General features: G+C 68.6%; 24 protein-coding genes. 13 read left to right on the forward strand and 11 right to left on the reverse strand.

Annotated elements, in window-relative coordinates:
• Nucleotides 1-28: 28 nt before the first annotated feature.
• Nucleotides 29-592: a YggT family protein gene (locus tag E0W60_RS06895; protein WP_133097925.1), complete on the reverse strand. Its 564-nt coding sequence runs from the start codon at nt 590-592 to the stop codon at nt 29-31.
• A gap of 211 nt (nt 593-803) precedes the next feature.
• Between E0W60_RS06895 and E0W60_RS06900 the strand changes: the two genes are divergently transcribed.
• Together E0W60_RS06900 and E0W60_RS06905 are read left to right on the forward strand one after the other, a co-directional pair.
• Nucleotides 804-1262 carry a MarR family winged helix-turn-helix transcriptional regulator gene (locus E0W60_RS06900; RefSeq protein ID WP_133097926.1) on the forward strand — a complete coding sequence of 153 codons (459 nt, stop codon included), beginning with the start codon at nt 804-806 and terminating at the stop codon, nt 1260-1262.
• 163 nt (nt 1263-1425) lie between these two features.
• On the forward strand, nt 1426-2127 hold the full coding sequence (locus E0W60_RS06905) for a glycine zipper 2TM domain-containing protein (protein WP_135703453.1): 702 nt from the start codon (nt 1426-1428) through the stop codon (nt 2125-2127).
• A gap of 31 nt (nt 2128-2158) precedes the next feature.
• Here the strand turns inward: E0W60_RS06905 and E0W60_RS06910 are convergent, their stop codons facing one another.
• The 3 genes from E0W60_RS06910 to E0W60_RS06920 form a co-directional block, all read right to left on the reverse strand.
• Nucleotides 2159-3706, reverse strand: coding sequence for an acyl-CoA synthetase (locus tag E0W60_RS06910; protein ID WP_135703454.1), 1548 nt, complete (start codon nt 3704-3706; stop codon nt 2159-2161).
• Between the two features lie 121 nt (nt 3707-3827).
• Nucleotides 3828-4538: a dienelactone hydrolase family protein gene (locus tag E0W60_RS06915; protein WP_135703455.1), complete on the reverse strand. Its 711-nt coding sequence runs from the start codon at nt 4536-4538 to the stop codon at nt 3828-3830.
• A 147-nt stretch (nt 4539-4685) separates the two neighbouring features.
• Nucleotides 4686-5381: a phospholipase D family protein gene (locus E0W60_RS06920; protein ID WP_133097930.1), complete on the reverse strand. Its 696-nt coding sequence runs from the start codon at nt 5379-5381 to the stop codon at nt 4686-4688.
• 237 nt (nt 5382-5618) lie between these two features.
• Between E0W60_RS06920 and E0W60_RS06925 the strand changes: the two genes are divergently transcribed.
• Nucleotides 5619-5825 (forward strand): dodecin, encoded by a 207-nt coding sequence (locus E0W60_RS06925; RefSeq protein WP_029048440.1) that lies wholly within the window; start codon nt 5619-5621, stop codon nt 5823-5825.
• A 147-nt stretch (nt 5826-5972) separates the two neighbouring features.
• Here the strand turns inward: E0W60_RS06925 and E0W60_RS38050 are convergent, their stop codons facing one another.
• Complete coding sequence (locus E0W60_RS38050; RefSeq protein ID WP_276609531.1) at nt 5973-6107, reverse strand: hypothetical protein; 135 nt, start codon at nt 6105-6107, stop codon at nt 5973-5975.
• A 112-nt stretch (nt 6108-6219) separates the two neighbouring features.
• Between E0W60_RS38050 and E0W60_RS06930 the strand changes: the two genes are divergently transcribed.
• Nucleotides 6220-7368 carry an exonuclease SbcCD subunit D gene (locus E0W60_RS06930; protein ID WP_135703456.1) on the forward strand — a complete coding sequence of 383 codons (1149 nt, stop codon included), beginning with the start codon at nt 6220-6222 and terminating at the stop codon, nt 7366-7368.
• Nucleotides 7365-10427 (forward strand): AAA family ATPase, encoded by a 3063-nt coding sequence (locus E0W60_RS06935; RefSeq protein WP_135703457.1) that lies wholly within the window; start codon nt 7365-7367, stop codon nt 10425-10427. Before E0W60_RS06930 ends, E0W60_RS06935 begins: the two co-directional genes overlap by 4 nt.
• A 42-nt stretch (nt 10428-10469) precedes the next feature.
• On the opposite strand, the gene E0W60_RS06940 is transcribed toward E0W60_RS06935, so the two are convergent.
• The gene (locus E0W60_RS06940) at nt 10470-10709 is read right to left on the reverse strand and encodes a hypothetical protein (RefSeq protein WP_135703458.1); all 240 of its coding nucleotides are present in this window, start codon (nt 10707-10709) and stop codon (nt 10470-10472) included.
• A 518-nt stretch (nt 10710-11227) separates the two neighbouring features.
• On the opposite strand from E0W60_RS06940, the gene E0W60_RS06945 reads away from it, so the two are divergent.
• The 5 genes from E0W60_RS06945 to E0W60_RS06965 all read left to right on the forward strand — a co-directional run bounded on the left by E0W60_RS06945 (nt 11228) and on the right by E0W60_RS06965 (nt 15819).
• Nucleotides 11228-11890 carry a 3-oxoacid CoA-transferase subunit A gene (locus E0W60_RS06945; protein WP_195428012.1) on the forward strand — a complete coding sequence of 221 codons (663 nt, stop codon included), beginning with the start codon at nt 11228-11230 and terminating at the stop codon, nt 11888-11890.
• Nucleotides 11891-11912: 22 nt separating this feature from the next.
• On the forward strand, nt 11913-12551 hold the full coding sequence (locus tag E0W60_RS06950) for a 3-oxoacid CoA-transferase subunit B (protein WP_063241051.1): 639 nt from the start codon (nt 11913-11915) through the stop codon (nt 12549-12551).
• A 39-nt stretch (nt 12552-12590) separates the two neighbouring features.
• Entirely contained in the window at nt 12591-13793 is a 1203-nt protein-coding gene (gene pcaF / locus E0W60_RS06955; protein WP_133097935.1) for a 3-oxoadipyl-CoA thiolase, read from the forward strand.
• A gap of 90 nt (nt 13794-13883) precedes the next feature.
• On the forward strand, nt 13884-14615 hold the full coding sequence (locus tag E0W60_RS06960; RefSeq protein ID WP_133097936.1) for an SDR family NAD(P)-dependent oxidoreductase: 732 nt from the start codon (nt 13884-13886) through the stop codon (nt 14613-14615).
• A gap of 196 nt (nt 14616-14811) precedes the next feature.
• The gene (locus E0W60_RS06965; RefSeq protein ID WP_133097937.1) at nt 14812-15819 is read left to right on the forward strand and encodes a Bug family tripartite tricarboxylate transporter substrate binding protein; all 1008 of its coding nucleotides are present in this window, start codon (nt 14812-14814) and stop codon (nt 15817-15819) included.
• Between the two features lie 131 nt (nt 15820-15950).
• Here E0W60_RS06965 and tcuB read toward each other — a convergent pair whose 3' ends face one another.
• The 3 genes from tcuB to E0W60_RS06980 form a co-directional block, all read right to left on the reverse strand.
• Nucleotides 15951-17150 carry a tricarballylate utilization 4Fe-4S protein TcuB gene (gene tcuB / locus E0W60_RS06970; RefSeq protein WP_135703460.1) on the reverse strand — a complete coding sequence of 400 codons (1200 nt, stop codon included), beginning with the start codon at nt 17148-17150 and terminating at the stop codon, nt 15951-15953.
• Complete coding sequence (gene tcuA / locus E0W60_RS06975) at nt 17137-18546, reverse strand: FAD-dependent tricarballylate dehydrogenase TcuA (protein ID WP_135703994.1); 1410 nt, start codon at nt 18544-18546, stop codon at nt 17137-17139. Before tcuA ends, tcuB begins: the two co-directional genes overlap by 14 nt.
• A gap of 128 nt (nt 18547-18674) precedes the next feature.
• Nucleotides 18675-19601 carry a LysR family transcriptional regulator gene (locus E0W60_RS06980; protein ID WP_135703461.1) on the reverse strand — a complete coding sequence of 309 codons (927 nt, stop codon included), beginning with the start codon at nt 19599-19601 and terminating at the stop codon, nt 18675-18677.
• Between the two features lie 186 nt (nt 19602-19787).
• Between E0W60_RS06980 and E0W60_RS06985 the strand changes: the two genes are divergently transcribed.
• Complete coding sequence (locus E0W60_RS06985) at nt 19788-20786, forward strand: tripartite tricarboxylate transporter substrate binding protein (protein ID WP_135703462.1); 999 nt, start codon at nt 19788-19790, stop codon at nt 20784-20786.
• Between the two features lie 91 nt (nt 20787-20877).
• Entirely contained in the window at nt 20878-22056 is a 1179-nt protein-coding gene (locus tag E0W60_RS06990; RefSeq protein WP_133097941.1) for an FIST signal transduction protein, read from the forward strand.
• An 18-nt stretch (nt 22057-22074) separates the two neighbouring features.
• Here the strand turns inward: E0W60_RS06990 and E0W60_RS06995 are convergent, their stop codons facing one another.
• Nucleotides 22075-23124: a phytoene/squalene synthase family protein gene (locus E0W60_RS06995; RefSeq protein WP_135703463.1), complete on the reverse strand. Its 1050-nt coding sequence runs from the start codon at nt 23122-23124 to the stop codon at nt 22075-22077.
• A 123-nt stretch (nt 23125-23247) separates the two neighbouring features.
• A complete protein-coding gene (locus E0W60_RS07000; protein WP_133097943.1) occupies nt 23248-23907 on the reverse strand; it encodes a dienelactone hydrolase family protein in 660 nt (219 codons plus the stop codon).
• A gap of 167 nt (nt 23908-24074) precedes the next feature.
• Between E0W60_RS07000 and E0W60_RS07005 the strand changes: the two genes are divergently transcribed.
• Complete coding sequence (locus tag E0W60_RS07005; protein ID WP_135703464.1) at nt 24075-24563, forward strand: SixA phosphatase family protein; 489 nt, start codon at nt 24075-24077, stop codon at nt 24561-24563.
• Nucleotides 24564-24616 lie beyond the last annotated feature (53 nt).

Consider the following 24616-nt stretch of genomic DNA (forward strand, 5'->3'; position numbering starts at 1 on the left):
CCGGCCCCATCGCAGCGGCCTGCGGTCCTCAAAAATGCATGTTGAACACGCTCGCGCCCAGCCTGGCGACCACCATCAGCAGGATCTGCGCGATCACGAACAGCACCAGCGGCGAGACATCGAAGCCCCCGAGGCGGGGCACCACGCGCTGGATCGGGCGCAGCACCGGCGCGGTCAGGTGGTCGATGGCGGGCGTGATCGGCGAATGCGGGTTGACCCACGACAGGATCGCCATCAGCAGCGTGACCCACATCACCAGGCTGATCGCCCACTTCAGCACATAGAGCAACGCGGTCAGCAGCACCGCCGGCAGGAACGCCAGCAGGTCGGCGCCGCTGAGCAGCGCGACCAGCAGCAGGAACACGACCGCCGTCAGCCAGGCCGCCACCACCGTGGCCCAGTCGATGCCGCCCACGCCCGGAATGATCCGGCGCAGCGGCCGCACCAGCCAGTCGGTGATCTGGAACACGCCCTGCGAGACCGGGTTGCGCGTCGGCAGCCGCGTCAGCTGCATCCAGACGCGCAGCAGCAGGGCCATGCCGAACAAGGTAAAGATGGTATCCAGCAGGAAGAGGGCGATTTCCGTAAACATCGATGCGGTTTCCGGTGGGGTTAGGGTGTCTGCAACCGCACAGATTCTGCCATAGCCCGGCGTCACGTCGGCACATCCGGGTCGCGTGCCTGTGGCGCGTCCAACATGCCGGCGCCGCCCTATAATTGCGAGCGCCCGCGGCCGCACTGCGCCGGCGGCGGGCACGTCCCCGTTTTTTTTTGCGCCTTGCGCCGTTCTTCCGTCTCGTCCTATGCCCAGCAAGCCAGCCTCGTCCCGCAACCCTGCGCCGCTCAACAAGGCGGATTTCGAGGCGCTCTCGGACTTCCGCTACCAGCTGCGGCGCTTCCTGCGGTTTTCCGAGGATGCGGCGCGCGAGGAAGGGCTGACCGTGCAGCAGTACCTGCTGCTGCTGCATATCCGCGGCAGCGCCGACAAGGAGTGGGCCTCGATCGGCGAGCTGGCCGAACGACTGCAGGCCAAGCAGCACGGCGTGGTGGCGCTGGTCAACCGCTGCGAGGCGGCCGGACTGGTCAAGCGCCGCCTCAATCCCGAGGACCGGCGCGTGGTGCAGGTGCACCTGCTGGCCAAGGGCGAGCGCAGCCTGAACCGGCTGGCGATGCTGCACCGGACCGAGCTGGAATCGCTGCGCAACACCTTCCGCGTGGCACGCATCACGCAGTTCAACGACGACGGCGCCGAGCGCGGCTGAGCCTGCCAGCCGAGCGCCAACCGGGTGCCAACCGGGTGCCACGGATCCGGTTACAGGCGGTTACCAATCAAAAGCTCCGGTGACACCCGCCGCCCGCGCGCGGCCCTAGACTCGCGCGCATTCATCACCATTATCAATAAGCGCAGTGCGCAGGAGTCGAGCCATGTCCATCCCCTTTCGTTCGGTTGTGCTTGCGGTGCTGGGCGCCGGTGCGCTCGCCGGGTGTGCCACGCCGTATGGCTATGACAACGGCTATGGCGGGGGGTATGGCAGCGGCTACGGCAGCTACGGCACCAATACCGCCTATGGCGGCAGCTATGGTGGAAGCTATGGCGGCAACTACGGCACCAGCGGCACCACCATCAGCGGCTACCCGGCGCAGCAGGGCTATCCCCAGCAGGGCTACCCTCAACAGCAATATCCGCAGCAAGGCTATCCGCAACAGGGGTATCCGCAGCAGCAATATCCGGACGGCGGCTACGACAGCAACGGCTATGGCAACAGCAACTACGGCAACCAGGCGTACGGCGTACGCTACGGCTGGGTAGAGGCCATCGAAGTGGTTGCCGGCCAGCCGCCCTCGACCAGCGGCGCGGGCGCGGTGGTCGGCGGCATCGTCGGTGGCTTGCTCGGCCACCAGGTCGGCGGCGGCCGCGGCAATACGGTAGCGACCATCGGCGGCGCCGTGGTAGGCGCGGTGGCCGGCAACGAGGTCGAGAAGCGCACCGGCACCAGCGCGTCGGCCTACCGCGTGCGCGTGCGCACCAGCGACAACGCCTACCTGACGCTGACGCAGTCCAACGCCTACCAGATGCGCATCGGCGACCGCGTCAAGGTCGAGAACGGCGTGGCGGTACCGTACTGACCGATGCCGATGCGATGGCGCTCCCGGCCGGCTAGGCTTCGGTGCTGAACAGCTGCGCGTAATCCGTGCGCAGCTGGCGCTTGAGCAGCTTGCCGGCCGTATTGCGCGGCAGGTCGTCGACGAACACGATGCGCTTGGGCACCTTGAACGGCGCCAGCGCTTCGCGCGCATGCGCGATCAGCGCCTCTTCGCTGGCCTCCTGGCCGCGCTTGCGCACCACGCACGCGGCCACTGCCTCGACCCACTTCGGATGCGGCAGCGCGAACACCGCCGCTTCGGCCACCGCGCCATGCGTGTACAGGCACTCCTCCACTTCCCGGCTCGAGACCAGCACGCCGCCTGAATTGATCACGTCCTTGATCCGGTCGACCACGTACAGGTAGCCCTCGGCATCCATGTAGCCGAGGTCGCCGGAATGGAACCAGCCGCCGGCAAATGCTTCGGCGGTCTGCTCCGGCTTGTCCCAGTACCCGGTCAGCAGTTGCGGCGAGCGGTGCACGATCTCGCCGAGCTCGCCGGGAGGGACGTCCTGCATGGTCTCGTCGACGATGCGCGTCTCGACATTCAGCACCGGCCGTCCTGCCGACGCGGGCCGCGCCGCATGCTCGTCGGGGCCCAGCACTGTCGCCAGCGGCCCGATTTCGCTCTGCCCGTAGCAGTTGTAGAAGCGCAGCGCCGGCAGCTTCTGCTGCAACTCCAGCAGCACCGGCACCGGCATGATCGATGCCCCGTAGTAGGACTTGACCAGCGCGCCGAGCCTGGCGGGCTCGAACTCGGCATGGCGCAGCAGCGAGATCCAGACCGTGGGCGGGGCAAAGAAGCTGGTGATGCCTTCCGCGTGGATGGTGCGCAGGCAGTAGCCCGCCTCGGGGCTGTCGGCGATCAGCGTGGTGCCGCCGCACAGCAGCAGCGGCATCAGGAACACGTGCATCTGCGCCGAGTGGTACAGCGGCAGCGCTGCCAGCGAATAGTCCGTGGCGCGGATGTCGCAGGCGTCAATCGTGCTGACATACTCGGCCAGCAGCGCGCGGTGGGTCAGCACCGCGCCCTTGGGTGCGGAGGTCGTGCCGGAGGTGTACAGGATCTGCGCCGGCGTGGTGTCGGCGAGGCTGTCGAGTATTGGTGCTTCGGGCCCGCTGGCTGCCGCGGCGAGGATATCGCGCGCACTGCCGCCGCCATGCAGCGTGCCGCCGATGCGGCACGGCAGGCCTTCGATGCGCGCCGCCAGTACCGGGTCGGCAAAGATCGCGCTGGCGCCCGACTGCGTCACGAGGTATTCCACCTCCGCTCGCGTCATCGAGAAGTTGACCGGCACATGGACCAGGCCGCTGCGCAGGCAGGCCAGCCACAGCAGCACGTACGCATCCGAGTTCTTGCCAAAGGCCGCGACCCGGTCGCCGGGGCGCAGGCCCCATCGTGCCAGCGCGCCGGCCACGCGCGCGGCGGCGAGGTCGAGTTCGCGGTAGCTCCAGGCCCGCTCGCCGAAGCGGAGCGCGGTCTTGGCGGGACTGCGCCGCACCGCGCGGGCGATGGCGTCGGGGATGGTGTTGCGCAGGGCGCGCTGCTGCTCTGACTGCATGGTGGTCTCCGTCGTTATGGTTTGAGGGTCCAGCAAGTCTTTGAAGCCAAGCGCCGAGGATAAGGGCTGCCGCCTCGCCCTGGCAAGGCGGCGCAGGGGGCGAGCGCCCCCGGGTGGCCTGTTACAGCGTCTGCGCCAGGAAGGCCAGCGCGCGCCCGTGTGCCAGCGCGGCACTGGGCTGGTGGTACGAGGCCCGCGCCCAGCAGTTGAAGCCGTGGTCGGCGTTGCCGTAGACGTGGATCTCGGTGCCGGGTTTGCCGGCCACCGCGTCGCGCACGCTCAGCACGGCCTCGGGCGGGATGTGCGCGTCGAGCGCGCCGTAGTGGAACTGCACCGGCACGCGGATGTTCGCCGCTTCCTGCAGCTGGTTCTGGATGCCGCCGCCATAGTACGGCACCGCCGCGTCGACCAGCCCGCGCGCCGCGCTCAGGTACGACAGCAGGCCGCCGAAGCAGTAGCCCACCGCTGCGACCTTGCCGGCGCCGGTACGCTGGCGCAGCGCCTGCACGGTGGCGGCGATGTCGCCCATCGCGGCTTCGATGTCGACCGCCTGGCGCAGCGCCAGCGCACGCGTCATGTCGTCGCCGGCGTAGCCCAGTTCGACGCGCGGCGCGTCGCGCCAGAACACGTCGGGCGCCAGCACGGCATAGCCGTCGGCGGCGTACTGGTCAGCCACCGCGCGGATGTGTTCGTTCACGCCGAAGATTTCCTGCAGCAGCACGATGCCGGGCGCGCCGGGCCGGACGCCCGCCGGCGGCAGGCTGAGGTAGGCGTCGAAGCTGCCCGCGTCGCTGTCGACGCGGATCCATTGGCTGTCGGGAATGGCTGTCATGGCAAAGGCTCTCCGGAATGGCTCACTAGGTAGGCGGAACGCGCGGCGGGTCGGCGGAATGCGCGGCGCGTGCCGCGCGCCAGCCGCAAGTTTGCCACCGCGCGCGCCGTCGTGCCGGCGCTGTCGTTTGCCGGGTCAGGGAAGCGCTCAATATGCGCGCGATTGCCGGTAGCGCTTGTGCCAGTTGTCCGTATAGGCCTTCACCACCGCCGCATCGCCGCGGATCAGCATGCCGTTCTCGGCATTGCGCTCCTGCGCCGACTTGGTGAAGTTGAACGAGCCGGTGAACACTGCCTGTTCGTCGAACACCATCACTTTGTTGTGCGCGATCGCGGGCTTGTTGTCGATCACCACCGGCACGCCCGCGTGCTTGAGATAGGTGGCGCTGGTATAGCGCTCCGACTGCTGGCTCTTGTCGAGGATCACGCGCACGTCCACGCCGCGCCGGTGCGCCTGCGCCACGGCCTCGGCGATCGGTGCGCTGGTGAACGAGTAAGCCTGGATCAGCAGCTGCCGGCGCGTGCTGCGGATGGCATTGACCAGCAGCGCCTGGCAGCTCGCACCGTCGGGCACGAAGCACAGCGTGTAGCCGCTGCCCTGCGCGAACGCCTTGCTCGGCGCGGGGCTGGCCTCGGGCGGCTGCGCTGGCTTGCCGGACCGCGAAGGCAGGTGCTTCGCTACCGCTTCGCTGAAGGTGTCGCTGATGCTGTTGGTGATGGACTCGGTGACCTGGTCGAAGCCGGACGCCGAACGCGCATGCGCGATCAGGGCGAAGGGGCTGAACGAGGTGAAGGCCGATACGGCGGCGGCGAGGGCAAGGCCCAGTACGGTACGGCGGAACATTCGGTAAGTCAGGGCGCGTAGGTCGCGACGTTTATGCTGGCTTCGGTCAGGGACAGCCTGCGCGCGCCGCGCGGCGCGGGCTGTGGTGCGCGGGACCGCAGCGTAGCAGCCGCATACGCCACTGGCAAAGGGCGATGTGTAACAGGATATGCGCCGGCGGCACCGGCCTTGGGACTATCGGCGCATGGCGCCTATGATGGATGGAACCCCGCGGGCCTGCCCGCCAAGGAGAGGGACATGTCGAACCATACCTACAAGCTGGTCGAAATCGTCGGCTCTTCGCCGGATGGCTGCGATGCGGCGATCCGCAGCGCCATCGCCAAGGCTGGCGAAACCATCAAGAACATCGACTGGTTCGAAGTGGTGGAAACGCGCGGCCATATCGAGAACGGCAAGATCGCTCATTTCCAGGTCACGCTGAAGGTCGGCTTCCGCGTGACCTGAGCCCGGCGCGCTCGCGGCTTGCGCCGCGTATCGTTCCTGCTTCGGACTGCTTGGCCTCCTGCATTTACAGAGCGGCCGGCGGCGGCCCGTTCGCCGCGGTCAACTGCGGCGCAATCCCCGACGGGCGCATGCCCGCGCGGTCAACGATCAAGGCAGGCGGATTTCCTTCACGTCGAAGTGCGATTCGCCGATCAGCTCCGTGTCGTACTCGCCGACCAGCTCCACCGTGGTGCTGGCGTCGACGGGCTTCTGCGCCGGCCACACCTTCTGCTTGGTCTTCACGGATGATGCGCCGGCGCGGCTGAACCGTCGCTGAACGGTCATGCAGGCACCGCGACGATTTATCATGCTGGGTTCGCGCGCCACATGCGCGCAAAATCCACCGGATCCCAGATTGCGTTTCCTGCACACCGCCGACTGGCATCTCGGCCGGCTCTTCCATGCCCGCAGCCTGCTGGAAGACCAGGCCCATATCCTTGGCCAGTTCGTTGAACTGGTCAAAGCCGAACGACCCGACGCCGTGCTGATCGCCGGCGACGTCTATGACCGCGCCGTGCCACCGCCCGAGGCCGTGGCGCTGCTCGACGACGTGCTGGGCCGCATCGTCGTCGATGCCGGCGTTCCGGTGGTGATGATCGCCGGTAACCATGACAGCGCGCAGCGGCTGGAATTCGGCGCGCGCCTGATGCGCGCGCAGGGCCTGCACGTGGCCGGCCGCACGCTGGCCGAGGCCGCCAGCGTGACGCTGCAGGACGCGCACGGCGAAGTGCGCGTCTACGCGCTGCCCTATGCCGAGCCCGCGGTGGTGCGCGACGCCATGGGCGCCGATCTGCCCTCGCACGAAGCCGCGCTGCGCGCGCAGCTCGACGCGATCCGCGCGGTCCATCCCCCGGGCGTGCGCGCGGTGGTGGTGGGCCATGCCTTCGTGGTCGGCGGCGCGGCCAGCGAATCGGAGCGGCCGCTGTCGGTCGGCGGCAGCGGCGCCGTGGCGGCCGACCTCTTCGCCGGTTTCGACCTGGTCGCGCTGGGCCACCTGCACCGGCCGCAGACGCTTGGCGGGGGCCGCATCCATTACGCCGGCTCGCTGCTCAAGTACTCGCTGTCCGAATGCGCGCACGACAAGTCGGTGTCGCGCATCGAGCTGGATGGCGATGGCACCGTCTCGATCACGCCGGTGCCGCTGCAGCCGCTGCGCGACGTGCGCGTGGTGGAAGGCGAACTGGCCGCGCTGCTTGCCGCTGGCGCAGATGACCCGCAGCGCGACGACTATATCCACGCGCGCCTGACCGATGCCGGCGCGCTGCTCGACCCCATGGCCAAGCTGCGCCAGGTCTACCCCAATGCGCTGGCGATCGAGCGCGCGGTGCTGGCGCGCAGCGGCACGGCCTCGGAAGCGGGCCGCCAGCTGCGCCAGCTTGGCACCGGCGAGCTGTTTGCCAGCTTTTTCCGCGAGGTGGCCGATGCCGAGCTGGAGCCGGGCCACCGCGAGGTGCTGGACCATGTGCTGGCCGGCATGGCGGCGGCGGAGCGGGAGTCGGCATGAGACCTCTGCACCTGACCCTGCAGGCCTTCGGGCCGTTTGCCGCGACCGAGCAGGTCGATTTCACGCGGCTCGGCGACCAGGCCTTCTTCCTGATCCACGGCCCCACCGGCGCCGGCAAGACCACGCTGCTCGACGCCATCTGCTTTGCGCTGTATGGCGATACCTCCGGCGGCGAGCGCAGTGCGCAGGCCATGCGCAGCGCCAACGCCGCGCCGGGACTGCGCACCGAGGTCACGCTGGAATTCAGCCTGGGCGCGCAACGCTGGCGCGTGGTGCGCTCGCCCGCGCAGGAGCGGCCCAAGCAGCGCGGCGAGGGCTGGCTGACGGAGCCGGCCAAGGCGCAGCTCGACCAGCATGACGGCAATGGCTGGGTCAGCAAGGCTGGCCAGCCGGGCAAGGTCAGCGATGCCATCCGCGAGCTGCTCGGCTTCGACAGCGCGCAGTTCCGCCAGGTCATCGTGCTGCCGCAAGGGCGCTTCCGCGAACTGCTGACCGCCAGTTCGCAGGCGCGGCAGGCGATCCTGGAGCGCTTGTTCCGGACCGAGCTCTATCGCCGCGTGGAAGAACTGCTGAAGACGCAGGCGGCCGGCATCCGCCGCGATGCCGAGCGCATCGGCATCCAGCGCGACGAAGCGCTGCGGCAGGCCGGCATGGAGAGCGCGCAGGCGCTTGCCGACGGCATCGCCGCGCTGCAGGCGGAAATGCATGCGCTGCAGGCACAGGAGCAGGTCGCACGCCAGGCGCTGGCCGCTGCGCAGGCGGCGCTGGGCGCGGGCGAACAGGTCGCGGCGCGGCTGCAGGAGCGCCAGCAGGCCGAAGCCGCGCACACGGCGTTGCTGGCACAGCAACCCGTGATGGAGGCCGAACGCATGCGGCTGCAGGCGGCGCAGCGGGCGGCACGCGTCAACCCGGCATTGCAGCAGTGGCAGCTCGCGCAGCGGGACCTCACTGCGGCCGGGACCGCGCTTGAGCAGGCCGAAGCGGGCGCGGCACGCACCACGCAGCAGGCGGCGCAGGCCGCCGCCGCATTGCAGGCCGAGACCGGCCGTGCCGGATTGCGCTCGGCCGCGCAGCGGCGCTGCGCGGAACTGGACGCCATGCTGCCGCGCGCGCGCCAGCTCGGCACGCTGCGCGAGGCCCTGGAGGCGGCACAGCAGAAGCAAGCCGCCACCACCGCGGCGCGCGAGCGTGCCGCCGCCAGGCTGGCGGCGAGCCAGGCCGAGGCCGTGGCGGCGGAGGCCGCGCTCGGGCAGGCACAGCTGGCTGCCGCGCAGCTGCAAGGCACGCAACTGCAGCTCGCCGCGCTGCAGGAAAAGTCGCGGCAATTCAGCCGTCACGCGCAGGCGATGCAGGCGCTCGCCAATGCCGTCGCGCAGGCAGCCGACGTGGAAGCGGCGCTGCAACTGGCCGACCGCATGCGCGAACGCCGCCGTGCCGCGCTGGCCGAAGCCGAAGCCGCGTGGCGCGCCGGCCAGGCGGCCCGGCTGGCGGCGTTGCTCGCCACCGGCGAGGCGTGTCCGGTATGCGGCAGCAGTGCGCATCCCACGCCGGCGCAGCATGTCGAGACACCGCTGTCCGATGAGGCGCTGGAGCAGGCGCGCGGCGCCATGCTCGAGGCCGAGTCGCAGGCGGTGCGTTGCGCCGGCCAGCTACAAGCCGCGCAGGCCGCCAGCTTGCAGGCGCGCGAGCGCGCCGAGGAACTCGCGCAGGCCCTGGGCGATGTCTCGGAGGAGGCCGCGCGCCAGCTGAAGACAGACATGGCAACGCTGGAAGCCGCGCTGGCAGCAGGCCAGCAGGCAGCGGCCAGCGTTGGCCAGTGCGAAGCGGCCATCGCCGCCAGCCGCGCCGCGCGCGAAGCGGCGGAGCTCGCCGGCCGCGAAGCCGCCGCCGCAGCGGAAACGGCTTCGCAAGCGCTGGCGCAGTGCCAGGTCGAATGGCAGGTTGCCTGCGCGCAGGTCCCCGAAGACTCGCGCGATCCGGTGGCGCTGGCCGAAGCCCTGCGCCAGGCCCAGGCCGATGCCGCGGCGCTGGAGCACGCGCTCGCCACCGCGCAGGCGGCGGAACGGCAGGCAGCCACCGATGCCGCCGCCGCGCAGGCCGCGCTCGGCTCGGCCCGGCAGGCCCAGGCGCAAGCCGCCGCGCGCCTTGCCGAGTCGGAAGGCGCGCTGGCGCAAGCGTTGGCGCGTGAAGGTCTTGCCGATGCACGGGCGCATGCCGCGGCCAGCCTGCCCGATGCCGACATGGCGCGTATCGACCAGGCGCTGCGTGCATTCGATATGGAGCTGGTCTCCGCCGCCCGGCTGCGCGAGCGCGCCGACGCCGCCGCGCAAGGGCTCGGCGTGCCGGACCTGGACGGATTGCGCGCCGCCCGGCAGGCCGCCGCCGACGCAGTCGAAGCCCTGGTCCGGCAACAGGCGGATCGCGGCCGCGCGCGCGACACGCTGCAGCAATGCCAGTTGCGCCTGCAGCAGCTCGACGCGCAGGGCCGCGATATCGAAGCCCGCTATGCGGTGCTGGGCCGGCTGGCCGAGGTGGCCAACGGCAACAACCCGCGCCGCATGACCTTCCAGCGCTTCGTGCTGGCAACGCTGCTTGACGAGGTGCTGGAAGCCGCGTCGGCGCGGCTGCTGGCGATGAGCCGGGGCCGCTATGTGCTGCAGCGCGTGCGCGAGCAGGCCGACCAGCGCAGTGCAGGCGGGCTGGATATTGAAGTGTTCGACCACGACACCGGGGCGCCGCGCCCGGCCAATACGCTGTCGGGCGGCGAAGGCTTCCTGGCGTCGCTGTCGCTGGCTCTTGGCCTGGCCGACGTGGTGCAGTCGCGCGCGGGCGGCATCCAGCTCGATACGCTGTTCGTTGACGAAGGGTTCGGCACGCTGGATCCGGAAAGCCTGGACTTTGCCATCCGCACGCTGCTCGACCTGCAGCAAGCCGGCCGATTGGTAGGGATCATCTCGCACGTGGCAGAACTGCGCGAGCGCATCGACGTGCGTCTGGAAGTGCGGCCGGGGGTTGGCGGCAGCCGCGCCACGCTGAGCGGCGTGGCGGCCGCGGCCTGAGAATATTTGCGTATTTGCCGGCCGGGGTGGCCGGCATGCCGCTCAGCCGACGAACACCTGGCGGCAGCGGATCGCCATGACCTGCGCCTCGAACGCGCGTGCGGCGGCCCGCGCCAGCCGCGCGCGGCGCGACAGCTTGGGCGCAACGCCGAGACCTGTCGCGGACGCGATGCTTCGCTTGTTTTCCTGGCCCAATCCCCACGCCTGCTGCGTAACCTGCAGGATGCGCGCAAGGGCTGCGGCATGTTGCGTGGAGGCATTCGGGACATTGACGGTGGCCATGGTCTGACTCCTCGTTCTTGTCTGTTGCCTGGCGGCGCGCCTGAGCCGGGTGGTCCGGGGGCTGCTGTGCGGGCGCTGCCGTCCTCTGATTCAACGATAGTCCCCGCGACCCCGGCGCAACATCGACAGCGAACCGATTCCCCTGTCGGTTCTGTCCTACACGGGAAGCCGCCGTCACCTCGCGCGGTGATCGCCCACCGTGTGTGCCCTGGGCGGGCCCACTGGTTGACCGTCGCCCGCGCGCAGGTGTAATCTGTTCATTCTGCGAATTCAAGTTCTAATAGCGAACAATGGTCCAGCCAACCGCTGGCGGCTTTCGGATCGCGGCCGTGGGAACCGCGCGGCCCCAAACAACACCACGCAGACTGCTGGACCGTTCAACGGGCGGTACTGGCGGCGCCAATGCCGCCGGCTGCGAACGAACATCCTTCCGGCAGGACTATCGGAGACCGTCTTTCATGCGCCGCGCCTTGCGGCCCGCTCCGGTAGCCTGCGGATCTTCCGACCTGGAAACGCAAGTGATCAACAAGCTATACGACACGGTGGAAGCGGCGGTGGCCGGCATCCACGACGGCGCCACCATCCTCATTGGTGGCTTTGGCCTCGCAGGCATGCCCGCGGAACTGATCGACGCGCTGATCGAGCAAGGCGCGCGCGACCTGACCATCGTCAACAACAACGCCGGCAACGGCGACACCGGCCTGGCCGCGCTGCTGAAGGCCAGGCGCGTGCGCAAGATCATTTGCTCGTTCCCGCGCCAGACGGACTCGTACGTGTTCGACTCGCTCTACCACGCCGGCGAGATCGAGCTGGAACTGGTGCCGCAGGGCAACCTGGCCGAGCGCATCCGCGCTGCTGGCGCCGGCATCGGCGGCTTCTTTACCCGCACCGCCTACGGCACGCCGCTGGCAGAGGGCAAGGAGACCCGCATCATCGATGGCCAGGGCTACGTGTTCGAATCGCCGATCCACGCCGACTTCGCGCTGATCAAGGCCGACACCGCCGACCGCTGGGGCAACCTCACCTACCGCAAGACCGCGCGCAACTTTGGCCCGATCATGGCCATGGCCGCCAAGTGCGCCATCGTGCAGGTCAACAAGGTTGTCGAGCTGGGTGAGATGAACCCCGAACACATCGTGACGCCGGGCCTCTTCGTCAAGCGCGTCGTCAAGGTCGCCTGAGCGCGGCAACAGGAGAAACAGCATGCAACGCCTGACCCGCGACCAGATGGCCGCCCGCGTGGCCAAAGACATTCCGGAAGGTGCCGTGGTCAACCTCGGCATCGGCCTGCCGACGCTCGTCGGCAACCACCTGCCCGCAGACAAGGAAATCCTGCTGCATAGCGAGAACGGCCTGCTCGGCATGGGCCCCGCGCCCGCTGCCGGCGAGGAAGACGGCGACCTGATCAACGCCGGCAAGCAGCCGGTGACGATCAAGCCGGGCGGCTCGTACTTCCACCACGCCGATTCGTTCGCGATGATGCGCGGCGGCCACCTCGACTTCTGCGTGCTGGGCGCGTTCCAGGTGTCGGAAAAGGGCGACCTGGCCAACTGGCACACCGGCGCGCCCGGCGCCATCCCCGCCGTGGGCGGCGCGATGGACCTGGCGATCGGCGCCAAGCAGGTGTTCGTGATGATGGAACACCAGACCAAGCAGGGCGAAAGCAAGATCGTGCCGCAGTGCACTTATCCGCTGACCGGCATCGGTTGCGTGACGCGCATCTACACTGACCTTGCCACGCTCGACGTGACCCCCGACGGCCTGGTCGCGCGCGACCTGGTGGAAGGCCTGAGTTTTGAAGAACTGCAGCGCCTGACCGGCGTGCCCCTGAAGCAGGCCTGAGCGCCGCATCGATATCCATCACAAAGAGAGAGACACACCATGACCGAAGCCTTTATCTGCGACGCCATCCGCACGCCCATCGGCCGCTACGGCGGCAGCCTGTCCGCGGTGCGCCCGGATGACCTCGGCGCGGTGCCGCTGAAGGCATTGATGGCCCGCAATCCCAATGTCGACTGGAAGGCCATCGATGACGTGATCTACGGCAACGCCAACCAGGCCGGCGAAGACAACCGCAACGTGGCGCGCATGTCGTCGCTGCTGGCGGGCCTGCCGCAGGACGTGCCGGGCGCCACCATCAACCGTCTGTGCGGCTCCGGCATGGACGCCACCGGCACCGCCGCGCGCGCCATCAAGGCGGGCGAAGCGCAGCTGATGATCGCCGGCGGCGTGGAAAGCATGAGCCGCGCCCCGTTCGTGATGGGCAAGGCCACCAGCGCCTTCTCGCGCGATGCGCAGATCTTCGACACCACCATCGGCTGGCGCTTCATCAACCCGGCCATGCGCGCGGCCTACGGCGTGGACTCCATGCCCGAGACCGCCGAGAACGTCGCCACCGACTACAAGATCAGCCGCGAAGACCAGGACCTGATGGCGCTGCGCAGCCAGGAGAAGGCTTCGCGCGCGCAGGCCGACGGCACGCTGGCGCAGGAGATCACCGCGGTCACCATCGCCCAGAAGAAGGGCGACCCGATCGTGGTCGAACGCGACGAGCACCCGCGCGCCACCAGCATGGAAGCGCTGGCCAAGCTGCGCGGCGTGGTCCGCCCTGACGGCACCGTCACCGCCGGCAACGCCTCGGGCGTGAACGACGGCGCCTGCGCGCTGCTGCTGGCGAGCGAAGCCGGCATCAAGCAACACGGCCTGACCCCGCGTGCGCGCATCGTCGGCATGGCCACCGCCGGCGTGGCGCCGCGCGTGATGGGCATCGGCCCGGCACCGGCGACGCAGAAGCTGCTCAAGCAACTGGGCATGACGCTGGACCAGATCGACGTGATCGAGCTGAACGAAGCGTTCGCCGCGCAGGGCCTGGCTGTGCTGCGCGAACTGGGCGTGGCCGACGACGACAAGCGCGTCAACCCGAACGGCGGCGCGATCGCGCTGGGCCACCCGCTCGGCATGAGCGGCGCGCGCCTGGTGACCACCGCGATGTACCAGCTGCACCGCACCGGCGGCCGCTTCGCGCTGTGCACGATGTGCATCGGCGTGGGCCAGGGTATTGCGATGGTGATCGAGCGCGTTTAATCGTTGTCGTCGCATTGCTGAGTGTTGGCTCCCCTCTCCCGCTTGCGGGAGGGGGAGCAAGACCGCGGTAGTCCTGAAAGTGAGTCAAAGATGTCCCTCCCCGTAGCCACCCTCGTCACCGGCGGCAGTTCCGGCATCGGCCGCGCCATCTGCGAAATGCTGCTGGCCGATGGCGTGACCCAGGTGGTCAATGTCGACTACGCCGCGCCGGCCTGGTCGCATCCCAACATGACCTTTTTCCAGGCCGACCTGACCGACGCCGACGCGACCCGCGCCGTGGCCGAGCAGGTCACGTCGCGCTTTGCCGTCACGCGCCTGGTGAACAATGCCGGCGCCACCCGTCCCGGCACCGCCGACAGCGCCACCGTTGCCGACCTGGACTACGTGACCGGCCTGCACCTGCAAGCGCCGCTGCTGCTGCTGCAAGCCTGCCTGCCCGCGATGCGCGCCGCAGGCTTCGGCCGCATCGTCAACATGGCCTCGCGCGCCGCGCTGGGAAAGCCCGAGCGCGTGGTGTACTCGGCCACCAAGGCCGGCCTGATCGGCATGACCCGCACGCTCGCGATGGAACTTGGCGGCGACGGCATCACCGTCAACGCGGTGGCCCCGGGCCCGATCGCCACCGAGCTGTTCCGCAAGAGCAACCCGGAAGGCGCCGAGCAGACCAAACGCATCCTTGCCAGCATCACCGTCAAGCGCATGGGCACCCCGGAAGACGTCGCGCGCGCCGCGCTGTTCTTCCTGTCGCCGGACAACGGTTTCGTCACCGGCCAGGTGATGTACGTGTGCGGCGGCACCACGCTGGGCGTTGCGCCGGTATAAGCGCGCCCCGGCACTCAAAGATTCGACAAGAAGAGACGTTAACCAAACGTCACGCATGGCGGCCCGGAGCCGGGCCGTCAACCGGGATGCGCGCGAGTGCGCGGCATCCGTTCGGGAACGGCAATCACGCCATTTCAGCACAACGTCCTGCACGGGCCCCAATCTCCGTTGGGACAGCTTTACCGGAGTAATACCGATGAGACACGATTCCCAGACCTCCACCACGCGCCGCCGCCTGCTCGCCGCCGGCGTGGCGCTGGCCACCACCTTTGCCGGCTTCGCTGGCGCCGCGCACGCACAAGGCGGCTACCCGACCAAGCCGATCACGCTGATCGTGCCGTTCTCGGCCGGCGGCACCACCGACATCCTGGCCCGCATCGTCGGCCTGCAACTGGGCAAGGCGCTCGGCCAGCCGGTGGTGATCGACAACCGTCCGGGCGCGGGCGGCAACATCGGCGCTTCGCTGGCGGCCAAGGCGCCGGGCGACGGCTACACGCTGTTCATGGGCACCATCGGCACGCACGCGATCAACCAGTCGCTGTATTCCAAGCTGCCGTATGACCCGGTCAAGGACTTCGCGCCGATCACGCGCGTGGCGATGGTGCCGAACCTGGTGGTGGTGAACCCCAAGGTGCCGGTCAACAACGTCAAGGAACTGATCGCCTACGTGAAGGCCAATCCGGACAAGCTGTCGTATGGCTCGTCGGGCAGCGGCTCGTCGATGCACCTGTCGGGTGAGCTGTTCAACTCGATGACCGGCCTGCATATCCAGCACATTCCGTACAAGGGCAGCGCGCCGGCGGTGAATGACCTGCTGGGCAACCAGATCGGCCTGATGTTCGACAACATGCCGTCGTCGTATCCGCATGTGAAGGCGGGCAAGCTGCGTGCGATCGCCGTGACTTCGGCCAAGCGCTCGCCGGCGCTGCCGAACGTGCCGACCGTGGCCGAGTCGGGCGTGCCGGGCTATGAGGCGACTTCGTGGTTCGCGCTGTACGCCACGGGCGGCACGCCGCAGCCGATCGTCGATCGCCTGAACGCGGAAGTGGTCAAGATCCTGGCCATGCCGGAAGTGAAGAAGCAGATGGCCGACCAGGGCGCTGAACCCAATCCGGAAAAGCCGGCGCAGCTGGCCGCGTTCATGAAGTCGGAAACCGCCAAGTGGGCGAAGGTTGTGAAGGCTTCGGGTGCTACGGTAGACTGAGCCTGAAGCTTTCTTAGCCTGGAAAATCGCCGGTCCCGTCGGGCTGGTCAGATGGTTGATAACCCCACATTCTTCGGAATGTGGGGTTTTGCTTTTTGGTGGCCAGGGTCAGACGCCCGACCTTACAAGCCTCAATCGCTTCCCAGCTGCGGCCCGCCCCCATGCCGCTTCTCGATCGCGGACTTGAGCAGCGCCGCGCTACGATAGATCCCGTGCGCAAACTTCCCATACGGCAGGGTCGCAAACAACGCCATCACCACGCCAAGATGCACCGCCAGTAGCAACGGCATCGCCAACGTGTCACGCAACGCCAGCAACCCGAGCCCGGTAGCACTGGTCAGCAACAACAGCGCGATGAAACCCCGATCCATCGGGCGTTGGCGCACATCCCCCTGCATCGGATGCCGCCGGAGATTCAGCCATAGCAAGCCAGCAGGCCCGATCAACAGCCCCAGCCCGCCAGCGATACCCAGCAGCACCGGCAGGCTGGCAACCGGATACGGCGCATGCCAGCCCAGCAGATAGTGGTAGCCGGTAGCTACCGCCGTCGAGGCAAGGCACAGCATGAAGCCATAGAACGTGAAATGGTGGAAGCGCCGCCGTGCCAGCGTAAAGCGATCACTCGCCTCATTGCATCCATCGCCATGACCTCCGTCCAGGTAGGTCAGCGCCAGCACGTTCTTCGCCGCCTCGGCCACCGCAGGCGCTGACGCCGTCCCGGCCGACACATCGCGCCAGAAGCGCCGCACGCCAACCCCGAGCGCAAGCACCGAGAACCCAAACACCGCGCCAAACATCGCCGCCAGCGTGTTGTGCGGGAACACCGCGTAGAAGTTGCCGCCGGCATGCCGCTGCCACAGGGCACCGCCCGTCGTCACCGCCAGCACCAGGAACAATGCCAGCCCGATCGCCAGCGCCACCGCTACCGTCAGGCCGTTGCGCTGGTACAGCTTGCCCAGCGGCGCGGGCCACGCATATTCGCTGTACGTCTCCAGCCGCACCCTGGCCATCGCCTGCGGAACGTTGACGCCAAAGTCATGCGGCGGCGCATACTGGCAAGCGTGGTAGCACGCCCCGCAGTTGTGGCACAGGTTCGCCAGGTAGTTGACATCGGCCTTGCCGAACTCAAGCCGCCGCGTCATCGCCGGGAACACCGCGCAGAACCCTTCGCAATAGCGGCAGGCATTGCAGATCTGCATCTGCCGCGCGACTTCGGCTTCGTTGTCGGTCAGCGGCAGCACCCGGATCACGCGTGCGTTGCCATGCCTGGCGACAGCGTCTGCGCCTGCCAGATCGGCGGCCTCTCGCGCCAGGGCTTCAAGCTTCTGCATGGCTCGCTCCCGAGTTGATCCCAGCTGCCCGCGCGGCTTGCGTGCCGGCAATGCGCCCGAAGGCGGTGCCGATCGACATGCCGACTCCGGCCGTATATCCCTTGCCCAGCACGTTGCCCGCCATCATTTCTCCTGCCACAAATAGATTTCCGCTCGGCCTGCCGCCGAAATGCACCTGGGCCCGGTCGTTCACCTTTAGCCCCAGGTAAGTGAAGGTAATGCCCGGCCGCAGCGCATAGCCGTAGAACGGCGCCTGGTCCAGCGGTCGTGCCCAGTGCGTCTTGGCCGGTGCCAGGCCCTCGGTATGGCAATCGTCCAGCGCGGTATGGTCGAACGTGCCGACGCGGCACGCGGTGTTGTAGTCCTGCACGGTGCGCACGAACTGCGCCTCCGGCAGCCCGAGCTTGCGCGCGAGTTCGGGCAGCGTGTCGGCCTTCTCGCCGGGAAATACCGGCGGCATGAAGCGGCCGACGGCCTTGCTGTCGATGATCGAATAGCCGATCTGCCCCGGCTGCTGCGCCACGAGCCGGCCCCAGATCGCATAGCGCTTGGGCCAGAAGTCCTCGCCTTCGTCATAGAAGCGCTCGGCGTCGCGGTTGACGACGATGCCCAGCGACACGCAGTCGATGCGCGTGCAGATGCCGCCGTCATAGAGCGGCGCGCGCGCATCGATGGCGACGCAGTGCGATTGCGACGGATCGCCGATGGCATCGGCACCGGCTTCGATCATGTGCCGCAGCAGCACGCCCTGGTTGAAGCGCGTGCCGCGGATCAGGAAGTTGTCGGCGGGCCATTCGCCGCGTTCGTTCCGGCCCCAGGCCTCGCGCAGCCATTCGCGGTTGGACTCGAAGCCGCCGGCGGCCAGCACGCAGGACCGCGCGGTGAAGCGCTGGCCACCGCTGCGCGCGGCGACGAAGCGGTCGCCATCCATCTCGATCGCGTCGACCGGCGTTTCATAGCGGATCTGCACGCCCATCGCCTCGGCGCTGCGGTAATACGCATTGACCAGCGCCTTGCCGCCACCCATGAAGAAGGCGTTAGTGCGCGCCACATGCAGCGCGCCCGACAGCGGCGGCTGGAAGCGCACGCCATGCTTGCGCATCCACGGCCGGCAGGTGGACGAGGCGCGGATCACCAGCCGCGCCAGGTGCTCGTCGGTGATGCCGCCGGTGACCTTGAGCAGGTCCTGCCAGTACTCTTCCTCGGGATAGGCATCGACCAGCACGTCTTGCGGCGCGTCGTGCATGCAGCGCAGGTTGCGGGTGTGCTGGGAATTGCCGCCACGCCAGGCGCGCGGCGCGGATTCGAGCAGCAGCACCGAGGCCCCGGCTTCGCGCGCCATCAGCGCCGCGCACAGGGCCGCGTTGCCGCCGCCAATAATCAATACGTCCACCAATACGTCGACCATCGGGATTGTCTCCTTGCTGGCGCCATCTTGGCCGGCAAGGCGCACAGCCGCCATCAGGGCCGCGGCAAGGGGGCTTCAGCTTTCGTGAAGCCCTGGCGGGGACAATCCCGAAGGCGTCAGCGAGGGCGCAGCGTGGCCCCCGGCCAGCGCCCTTCGCGCACCAGCGTGGCGGCCACGTCGGCCAGCACCACGCGCGCGGCCAGCCCCGCCGGGGATAGCTCATCGTCCGACAGGCTCACCAGCAGGTTGGGGCGGGTCGCGCCGGTGTCGGTGAGCAGCACGCTACGGTAGGGCATGCCCTGGCTGCGCGCCAGCGCCGCGCCGGGCTGGATGGTGGCGCCCAGGCCACCCTGCACGGCATCCATCAGGATCGCCAGGCCATCGATCTCGGCCACCACCTGCGGCTCGCGCTTTGCCTGCCGGAAGCAGGCGGCGACCAGTGCGCGCAAGCCGTGCGAGCCGCTGGGCAGGATCAGCGGCAGCTTGTCCAGCGCCGCCACCGAGGTGCTTTCTCCGCGCGGCATCCCGGCCAGCCCTTCGGCGCCGATCACGAACAGGCGCTCGTCGAGCAGCGGCAGCACGCTCCAGCGCTGCGCCGGCTCCTCGCTGAACAGCACCGCCAGGTCGATCTGGCGCGCGCTCAGCATGGCGCCGAGATAGCCAGACAGGCTCTCCACCATGCGCAGCCGCACGTCGGGGTAGCGCTCGCGCATGGCCTGCATGAAAGGCAGCGCCAGTACTCCCGCCGTGCTGGGCGGCAGCCCCACGCTGACATGGCCGGACAAGCGCGCCTGCCGGGCCGCGAGCGCAGCGTCGTCGATATGGCGCAGCGCCAGCTGGGCCTGGCGCCAGAAGGCCAGGCCGGCATCGGTGGCGACCACGCCGGTCGAGGTGCGCTGCAGCAGCCGCGTCGACAGTTCGCTTTCCAGCCGGCTGATCTGCTGGCTCAGCGCGGAGGTGACCACGCCAAGCTCCCGCGCCGCCTTGCCCATGCTGCCATGCTCGATCACGCTGACGAAGTAGCGCAATTGCCTCAGTTCCATGTCGCATCCCCGCTGCCGCAAATTGGCGGCATGGTAGCGGAAAACCCGTCGCGGTTCACGAATCCTGAAGACCCCTTAACGCCCGCCCGATGGCGCGCGCCATGGCGGCTGCGTAGAGTCGCACCACCAGAAGCGGGCGCCCGCCCGCCGTCCCATAACAACATGACTTCCCGCAAAGGAGACTGCATGCCTTCCGTTTCGCGCATCCGCCGCGGCGTGCTTGCGGCGCTGGCCGCCGGCGCCGTGCTGGGCAATCCCGCCGCCATCACTTCCGCATTCGCTGCCGACAGCTGGCCGACCAAGCCGATCACGCTGGTGGTGCCCTTCGCCAGCGGCGGCACCACCGACATCCTCGCGCGCACCGTCGGCCAGAAGCTGGGCGAGGCGCTGCAGCAGCCCGTTGTGATCGACAACCGCCCCGGCGCCGGCGGCACCATTGGCGCGGCCAATGTCGCGCGCGCGCAGCCCGACGGCTATACCTTCCTGCTCGCCACCGTGGCGCACACCATGGCGCCGGCCATCTACAAGAGCCTGCCGTACGAGTTCACGCGCGACCTCGATCCCGTGGGGCTGGTGGCGCTGACGCCCAACGTGCTGGTGGTCAATCCCGCCATCCCGGCGCGGTCGGTGCCGGAGCTGATCGCCTACATCAAGGCGCACCCCGGCAAGGTCAACTACGGCTCGGCCGGCATCGGCAGCACCGAGCACATGTCCGGCGAGCTGTTCCGCTCGCTCACCGGGACCGATATCGCGCACGTGCCGTACAAGGGCGGCGCGCCGATGATGACTGACCTGATCGCCGGCCAGATCCAGATGGCGATCGAGACCAGCCCGTCGGCCTCGCAGCACGTGCGCAGCGGCAAGGTCAAGGCGCTGGCCGTCACCACCGCGAAGCGCTCAGGCGCCTATCCGGGCGTGCCGACGCTGGCCGAGAGCGGCGTGAAAGGCTATGAAGTCACCACGTGGTTCGCGCTGATGGCGCCGCGCGGTACGCCGGCGGCGATCGGGCAGCGGGTGTCGGCGGAACTGGGCAAGCTGCTGAAGGCGCCGGATGTGCAGAAGCGCTTCGAAGAGCAGGGCGTGACCGCCGGCGACATGACGCCGGCGCAGCTCGCGGCGTTTATCCGCGTCGAGACCGACAAGTGGGTCAAGGTCGCACGCGAGTCGGGGGCGAAGGCGGACTAAGCCAGGGCCACGCGCATCGACGCGGGACCTGAACACCCGCTGCCTGCCGCAGTCCAATGGTATGACGCCAGCCTGGACCCGGAGGCAAGCCATGCATGACCTGACCTTTGTTCACGCTGACGCCGCCCATGTCGAGTGGCAGGTCGCACTGGCTGACTGCCAGAGGCAGCTGGACACGCAGGACCTGCTGCGCCAGGCGCGGCTGGATCATGCGCCGCCGCTGACGCTCGGCTGGTGCTACCTGAGCGATTACTACGCGCTCGCCGCCGAGGCGATCCTTGCCGCGTTGCAGCAGAACTGGCCCGGGGTGTCGTGGGTCGGCACGGTTGGCCTCGGCGTGTCGGCGAGCGGCGTGGAGTACTTCGACCAGCCGGCGATGGTGCTGCTGGCAGCGCCGCTTCCGCGCCAGGCCTTCCAGCTGTTCTCGGGGCGCCAGCCCTTGCCGGCCGCGTCGTCGGGCTTCGTTCCCCATACCGCGCTGGTGCATGCCGAAGGCAGCACACCCGACGTGCAGGAGCTGCTGCACGAGCTGAGCGTGCGTACCGCCACCGGCTACCTGTTCGGCGGACTGAGCTCGGCACGCAACCGTACGCTGCATATTGCCGACGGCGTGTATTCCGGTGGCCTGTCCGGCGTGCTGTTTGGCCCGGAAGTCGAACTCGTCTCCCGCGTCACGCAGGGCTGCCAGCCGATCGGCCCGGCACGCGCGGTCACGCGCAGCGAACACAACCTTCTGTTTGCGCTGGACGGCAAGCCCGCGCTGGATTGCGTGCTGCAGGACCTGGGCGTCGAGCGCGACGCACCCGTGGAAGCGATGGCGGCAGCGTTGTCGGGAACGCTTGCGGGCCTGAACGCTGCCACCGACGATGCGCCGGTGCAGCCGGGCCGGTTCGGCGCGGATACGCTGGTGCGCCACCTGATCGGCCTGGATGTGCAGCATCGCGTGCTCGCGCTTGCCGACCAGGTCGCGCCCGGCATGCGGCTGGCATTCTGCATGCGCAACGCCGCCGCGGCGCGCGCGGACCTGGAACGCATCGCCACGGAAATCCGCACGGATATCGAACACGGCGGCGGCCACGCGCGTGGCGCGCTCTATATCAGCTGCTCGGGCCGGGGCGGGCCGCATTTCGGCGCGCCGCATGCCGAACTGCAAACCGTGCGCGCTGCGCTGGGCGACCTGCCGCTGGCCGGCTTCTTCGCCGGCGGCGAGATCGCGAGGGATCACCTCTATGGCTATACGGGGGTGCTGACGGTCTTCACCAGCCATTGAACGGACCTGGCGCCCGAGTCAGCGGATGACGTTTTCGATGCTGCGCTTTTGGCGCGCAAACCAGCTGCTCAGCAAGCCGTTCGACCAGATCATCGGAAGCGAAGCCGCAACCATGCGGTAGACCTCGCGGCGCGGCATCTTCGAGGCGCGGGCCGGGTCCAGCCAGTACTCATTGCGCACCAGCAGCAGCAGGGTCTCCATGCCGATCAGGATCGGCCACAGGCAGGCCAGCCGCAGCCGGACGAAACGCTTAGGGATAGCCAGCGTGTATGCCATGGCCTCATGAAAATGTGCCAGCGTCATGCCGGCGAGCGAACGCATCAGGGCACGCGCGCGTTGCGAGGCGTCAGGCAGCAGCAAGTCCTGGGGGCCCAGCCCGTGCTGAACCAGTAGCGACGCCGGCAGGTAACACCGGCCGATGCGCAGGTCCTTGCCGCAGTCGCGCAACACATTGGTCATCTGCAAGGCTTTGCCGAAGCGGACCCCACTGCGCAGCATGGCGCCGAGGTCGCCATTGATCGCACCCGGCACATGCGCCGCGGTCATGCGGGTCCAGAATTCGCCAACGCAACCGGCGACCATGTAGGTGTAGTGGTCCAACGCCGCCAGGTCAGGCAGCGCCACGACACGGCCGGCGCGCTCGTCGGGGAACGTGCGCAGGTCGAACTCCATGCCTTCGCTGAGGATGGAAACGATCTGCCTCACCGCTTGCCGGTCAGCCGGTTCCAGCTGCGTCAGCACCGCCAGCGCGGGATCGAGCGACTCCAGCAGGATCCGCTCATCCGAATGCTCCTGGTGGCGAGCCATTTCCGTCGCGATGCTGAGCGCCGGCGCTGCGCCATCCGGGTTGCCGTTGACCTGGTCACGCAAGGACAGCAGCAACGCCAGCCGCCTTTCCGGCGCAACCAGCGTCGTATCCGCAATCGTGTCCGCAGCGCGCGCCAGCAGGTAGGCCAGGCCGACCGGATCGCGCATCCGGGCAGGGAGCACGCCCAGCGTGAGGTAGAACGAACGCGAAACGCCTTTGAGCAGCGGACCGAGGAGGAATTCCCGGCTGGGTTCGCGCATGGGTGGTGTCCTGTTCCCAGAGAGGTTTGCGGAATGGCATGGCCCGCCCGGCCGTCAGGCCGGGCCCGGGCGCATTGTACCTTTGGCGCGAAAAGCGGATCCCGGGATCCGCAGGCCCCGTGGTCAGGGCGAGGCCTTGCCCAGATAACGCTCGAACCACTGCGCTGCCAGGCGGGCGACGGATTCCAGTGCGCCGGGCTCTTCGAACAAGTGAGAGGCGCCGGGCACGATTACCAGCTTCTTCTGGCACTTGAGCTGGGCAAAGGCGAACTCATTCCGTTCAATGACGCTCACATCGAGTCCGCCGATGATCAGCATGGTCGGCGTGGACAGGCTCGCAAGGGCGTCGGCGCCCGCCAGGTCGACCCTGCCGCCTCGTGAAACGATGGCGTGTATCGGGATCGGCGACTGGCTCGCGGCACGGATCGACGCGGCGGCACCTATGCTGGCGCCGAAGTAGCCCAACCGCGGTGGCACGCCTTGCTGCCGCGCCACCCAGTCGGTCGCCTGTGCCAGCCGCTTGGCCAGCAGCCCGACGTCGAAGCGGATCGCCTGCACCTGGTCCTCCTCCGGCATGAGCAGGTCCATCAACAGCGTTCCCATGCCGCAGCGGTTGAGTTCGGCGGCCACGTACCGATTGCGCGGACTATGCCGCGAACTGCCGGTGCCGTGCGCAAACAATACCAGGGCGCCTGCGCCTGGCGGCAAGGCCAGCATGCCTTGCAACGCCACGCCATCCGCGGGGATCACAACCTCGCTGGCATCTGCACTGCTGCTACGCATGGCCGCCCTCCGGAAGATGGTGCTTCGACGCTGCCCGCGTTGCAATCGGCCCCATCGCAGTCCACTATAGGGCGAGCGTGGCGGCGAGGCCAGCCTTCGTCTGCTGGTCCGCGGACGCCCGCAATCGAACAACAGTCGACCAACATCCCGATGCATCAGGAGGGGCCATGAAGACCCTGTTTCTCGTCCGCCACGCCAAGTCAAGTCGCGATGACCCGTCCTTGCCCGACCGCGAGCGTCCGCTTGACGATCGCGGCCTGCGCGACGCCCCGGAGATGGGCAAGCGCCTGGCCGAGCGCAAGGTCAAGCCAGACCTGCTCGTGTCGAGTCCGGCCGTGCGCGCGCTGACCACGGCGCACCTGATCGCCGACGAACTCGGCATTGCCCGCAAGGACATCGAGATCGAAGACCGGCTGTACGCCAGTAGCGCGGATGACCTGCTCGCTGTCGTCCGTGCGCTCGACAAGAAGCTTGGCAGCGTGATGTTGTTCGGTCACAACCCCGAGTTCACTGACTTCGCGCAGCGCTTGTCGGACGAGATCAGCGACATGCCGACCTGCGCCGTCGCCAAATTCCGTTTCGACACCAAGGCATGGACGGATGTCGGGGAAATCACCCCGTCGAAAGTCTCGCTGGATTCGCCCAGGAAGTCGTAGTCGAATGTCGGGCGTGGGCTTTGCAGCGATATCTCCGGCTTGACCATCCGGGA

Source organism: Cupriavidus oxalaticus, from assembly GCF_004768545.1.
GTDB lineage: Bacteria > Pseudomonadota > Gammaproteobacteria > Burkholderiales > Burkholderiaceae > Cupriavidus > Cupriavidus oxalaticus_A.

Bases quoted from the DNA above. Each gene is read 5' to 3' on its own strand.
- E0W60_RS07000 (WP_133097943.1), bottom strand. From the start codon at position 23,907: ATGCGTAGCAGCAGTGCAGATGCCAGCGAGGTTGTGATCCCCGCGGAT.
- E0W60_RS06925 (WP_029048440.1), top strand. From the start codon at position 5,619: ATGTCGAACCATACCTACAAGCTGGTCGAAATCGTCGGCTCTTCGCCG.
- E0W60_RS06915 (WP_135703455.1), bottom strand. From the start codon at position 4,538: ATGACAGCCATTCCCGACAGCCAATGGATCCGCGTCGACAGCGACGCG.
- E0W60_RS06960 (WP_133097936.1), top strand. From the start codon at position 13,884: ATGTCCCTCCCCGTAGCCACCCTCGTCACCGGCGGCAGTTCCGGCATC.
- pcaF (WP_133097935.1), top strand. From the start codon at position 12,591: ATGACCGAAGCCTTTATCTGCGACGCCATCCGCACGCCCATCGGCCGC.
- E0W60_RS06995 (WP_135703463.1), bottom strand. From the start codon at position 23,124: ATGCGCGAACCCAGCCGGGAATTCCTCCTCGGTCCGCTGCTCAAAGGC.
- E0W60_RS06940 (WP_135703458.1), bottom strand. From the start codon at position 10,709: ATGGCCACCGTCAATGTCCCGAATGCCTCCACGCAACATGCCGCAGCC.
- E0W60_RS06980 (WP_135703461.1), bottom strand. From the start codon at position 19,601: ATGGAACTGAGGCAATTGCGCTACTTCGTCAGCGTGATCGAGCATGGC.
- E0W60_RS06985 (WP_135703462.1), top strand. From the start codon at position 19,788: ATGCCTTCCGTTTCGCGCATCCGCCGCGGCGTGCTTGCGGCGCTGGCC.
- E0W60_RS06935 (WP_135703457.1), top strand. From the start codon at position 7,365: ATGAGACCTCTGCACCTGACCCTGCAGGCCTTCGGGCCGTTTGCCGCG.
- E0W60_RS06950 (WP_063241051.1), top strand. From the start codon at position 11,913: ATGCAACGCCTGACCCGCGACCAGATGGCCGCCCGCGTGGCCAAAGAC.
- E0W60_RS06920 (WP_133097930.1), bottom strand. From the start codon at position 5,381: ATGTTCCGCCGTACCGTACTGGGCCTTGCCCTCGCCGCCGCCGTATCG.
- E0W60_RS06900 (WP_133097926.1), top strand. From the start codon at position 804: ATGCCCAGCAAGCCAGCCTCGTCCCGCAACCCTGCGCCGCTCAACAAG.
- E0W60_RS06990 (WP_133097941.1), top strand. From the start codon at position 20,878: ATGCATGACCTGACCTTTGTTCACGCTGACGCCGCCCATGTCGAGTGG.
- E0W60_RS06910 (WP_135703454.1), bottom strand. From the start codon at position 3,706: ATGCAGTCAGAGCAGCAGCGCGCCCTGCGCAACACCATCCCCGACGCC.
- E0W60_RS06895 (WP_133097925.1), bottom strand. From the start codon at position 592: ATGTTTACGGAAATCGCCCTCTTCCTGCTGGATACCATCTTTACCTTG.
- E0W60_RS06965 (WP_133097937.1), top strand. From the start codon at position 14,812: ATGAGACACGATTCCCAGACCTCCACCACGCGCCGCCGCCTGCTCGCC.
- E0W60_RS07005 (WP_135703464.1), top strand. From the start codon at position 24,075: ATGAAGACCCTGTTTCTCGTCCGCCACGCCAAGTCAAGTCGCGATGAC.
- E0W60_RS06905 (WP_135703453.1), top strand. From the start codon at position 1,426: ATGTCCATCCCCTTTCGTTCGGTTGTGCTTGCGGTGCTGGGCGCCGGT.
- tcuB (WP_135703460.1), bottom strand. From the start codon at position 17,150: ATGCAGAAGCTTGAAGCCCTGGCGCGAGAGGCCGCCGATCTGGCAGGC.